This window comes from Oleiphilus sp. HI0123 (assembly GCF_001635315.1).
The window spans coordinates 1-3599 of the sequence record NZ_LWGE01001349.1 but is presented as its reverse complement, the minus strand read 5'-3'; the positions used below and the strand labels follow the sequence as shown (position 1 = coordinate 3599).

2 protein-coding genes are annotated in these 3599 nt (G+C 41.1%); one reads left to right on the top strand and one right to left on the bottom strand.

The features are described 5' to 3' along the window. Positions 1-1357, bottom strand: a 1357-nt coding sequence (locus A3761_RS16845; protein WP_156491910.1) for a hypothetical protein, incomplete at its 3' end; no start/stop codon positions are given. A 313-nt stretch (positions 1358-1670) separates the two neighbouring features. Between A3761_RS16845 and A3761_RS16840 the strand changes: the two genes are divergently transcribed. Continuing rightward, positions 1671-3599, top strand: a 1929-nt coding sequence (locus A3761_RS16840) for an SDR family oxidoreductase (RefSeq protein ID WP_068750553.1), incomplete at its 3' end; no start/stop codon positions are given.

Here is a 3599-nt window from a genome sequence, read left to right as displayed (position 1 = left end):
TTTCCTCGAAGCTTGTTGGTTCGTAGTTGCTGTTCTTTTTCGTCAAAATATGCGCTTGTGAGCCTGACTCGCTATTGTAGGAGTTGAAGTGGAATGTATCGTCATTGATGTAAATCGAAATTTCTTCGGACTCATCTATATTGCTCTCGTTTCCTGTCTCATAAATGACAGTTAGCAAGTCATCTTTTCCAGTCTCTTCGGTAAGTAGTAGCAACTCGTTTGCGCTGTTTAGTCGATAAGTTAGCGAAACATCTTCCGTACTCTTGCTATTACTATAAATAAGCTCAAACCGATCACTTTCGTATAGATAAAGGTCGTTTTCAACCTGGATTACAAAGTTACTTTGCTGAACTGGCTGGCTGGTATTAAGGGTAAGGTTTGTATAACCGTTGAGCGTTAATGTTGGCGTATCAAATATAGCGTTAATGCGTGCTTGTATAGGAGTTGAGCTACTTGTTGGGTCATCGACAGTAAATAGATATGAAGTTGGTATAACAAATAAGTTAGATCCTTGCTGGGCCAATATCTTGTTATTTGATACTTGAGTAAAAGTAAGGGGTTCTGTGAAAGGGAGTTGTGTACTCCATTCTATTGTTTGTATTTCGTTAAAACGGTCTATTTCTGCATAGTTAAAAGATAGTTCGGAAGAGTTGTTGTTATAGCTAAGGTAGCCATAGTTTCCTTGCCATACTGATGAAATTACTTTTGCTGAATCGTAGTCAATAACTAACTCGGGATCTTGTTTTCCCTCAGAAACGACGCTGTGTTCAAAGATTGTGAAGATGTTCTCATCAATCAGAGTAGAAAAATCAATTTTTTCATAGAAAATATCGCCATCACAAGCGGTTGAAGCCGAAACATGAAGGATGATTTCAGGAAGGTGTTTAGTGCTGACATTGGACTCTTTTCGGTCTTGAAAAGCGTGGGTTGTAGGCATTCTAATAGCTGAGATACCACAAATATGGCTACTTAGATTTGCTAATACATAATGTTTGTTATTGTTGGCTTTGTCGAGATCGAAGAGGTTTATAACGCTTTCTTCTTGCGAGTTTCTCGTTACATAGGCTATGTATTCGAAACCTTGTTTTTCTTCATCTATGTCGAAAGCTAGTGCGGTCTGAAAGTCGTTAGTTGCTTCAGCAAAATCGGCGAGCTTGTAGGTTATAAGGTTGTCATTCTTGATAGTGTAGTAGCTGATAGTGTTATCAACAGTATTAATATAGGCGTTATAGGTATTCACCTCAGGTGGATCCACAGGCGTCTTATGGTCGGTGGTACATGCCGTCAAAAAGAAAATGCCTAGTGGCAGTGTTAGCGATCCTAGCAAAGAGTGAAGGTTAGGCAATAAAGCTCTCATTAGCGAATGCATCCTGATTATGTAATGATGATTTTATTAGGGCATGTAAATACAATTAACCACTGAGTATATCTGTCTTACATAGTGAAAAAAAATCTAACAAAAATGAATGGGATAAGGTTCACACTATTAAGGTCGCTCAGGTTCAATTTGACCGTCACTGGGCTCGTTGAATTGATTTAGTATTCCCTTAAATTGCATTTATCAAAGTAAACAGAGTTAGCCATAAGTGTAAGTCAGGCTTCCATCTAAGCTGTAAATATCTAATAATTCAAATCTATTCCTACTCAAAAAATAATAATAGGAGACAGTTATGTGCCGGTGTTTGGTGACAGGAGCAACAGGTTTTATTGGGAAACTTTTGGTAGAAGGTCTTCTTAAGCAAGGGCATGATTTGCTTGTGTTGGTGAGGAATCCTGATACTGAAAAATGCAGCGAACTTATTTCTAAGTGGCGAGCTTTATCCTTAGTGCTAGACAATGGTTCTTCGTTGGATGTTTGGTGTGGCGATTTAAATAGCCAGTTTATGGGGCTCGATAAGACTTTATATAGTTTTTCAGATTTTGATCATGTTTTTCACCTTGCAGCAGTGTACGATCTGGGGGCGCCTGAAAAACTCGTTATGGAAACGAATGTCCAAGGTACGGAGCGTTTGTTTAGCACGCTGGTTTCTTCAGGTTTTGCTGGTCGAGTTCATATGCTCAGCTCGATGGCTGTGGCAGGAGACTTTCAGGGCACCTTTTCCGAGGATATGTTCGATGAAGGTCAGGAGCATTCGCATACCTATCATTTGAGTAAATTTCAGTCCGAGGCTTGTGCCCGTCGTTTTAGGGATGAGCATAATATGGACTTAAGGATTTATCGGCCTTCTGCAGTAGTAGGCGACTCAACAAGCGGTGAGATTGATAAAATCGATGGGCCATACTATATGTGCCTGTTAGTAAGTTTTTTAAAGCGATATTTACCTTCATGGGTGCCAATCCTTGTTCCTAAGTTAAAGGCAAATCTCGATGTTGTACCTCGGGACTACCTTGTTGAAGCTATATTGCTCTTGAGTCAGTCTGAGGACTTGGGGGGGCAAACTTGTTTTCACCTGACCGGCACGCAGTCACTACCTTTACATAAAGCTTTTACGCAAATTCTTCGTGCAGCAGATGGTCCAAAAGTTGGCTTTTCTTTGCCTGTAAGGTCTTCAGGTATACAAGGTGGCGTGTTTAAGCAACTAGGTATGCTAAAGCAATTGAAGGCAGTTCAGATCGCTCTCGATGGACTTTTCGAAAAGCTAGGTATTCCTTCGTCAGTCTTTTCAGCACTAATGCCAGGCCTGAAATTTAGTGCAGATTCAACACAGAAACTTTTAGTTAAACAGGGCTTGCGAGCCCCAGCATTTGAAGATTATGTCGATCTGTTATGGGACTACTACAATCGCTATTTGGACCCTGCTAAGAACAGAGAGAACTTGGCTGAACTCGCCCTTAAAAATAAAACTGTTTTAATTACAGGCGGCTCAAGTGGAATTGGCTATGCGAGCGCCAAACGGGCTCTGAGTTATGGTGCTCGAGTTATTCTGGTTGCCCGGCATCAAGATAAACTAAATGAGTGTAAAGAGGCATTAATTGCCAGCGGTGTAGACCCAGAACGAATCGACATCTATACGTGTGATTTATCCCATTTTGATGAGTGTGACGCGCTTGTTACCTATATAGNGGATAAGTACGTTTCACTTGATGTTTTGTTTAGTAATGCTGGACGCTCAATTCGTCGTTCTCTTTCTCGCTCTGAAGGGCGTTTCCATGATTTGGAGCGAACGATGCAGTTAAATTATTTTGGGGCTTCGCGCTTGATTTTGGGGCTTCTTCCTTCCATGGTCAAAAATGGTGGAGGGCATATTCTTCATTCTTCTTCAATGGGTACTATGGCTGTCACGCCACGTTTTGGGCCTTATATGGCAAGCAAATCTGCTATGGATGCGTTGTGTGACTCACTGGCTGCAGAGTTTGCTAACCGGGATATAAGTGTCACCTCGATAAAATTCCCCTTGGTTAAGACCGAAATGGTTGCGCCAACGAAAGAATATAAAAATGCCGACCTGGTAAGCGCCGAGGATGCGGCACAAATGTTTATTGATGCGGTGATAGATAAGCCCAGAAAGCAACTTACCGGAATGGGCCTGTTTTTGGGGGCTATATCTTTATATGCGCCAGAATTAGTAACCCAGATCTATAACTACCTTTATCAAATA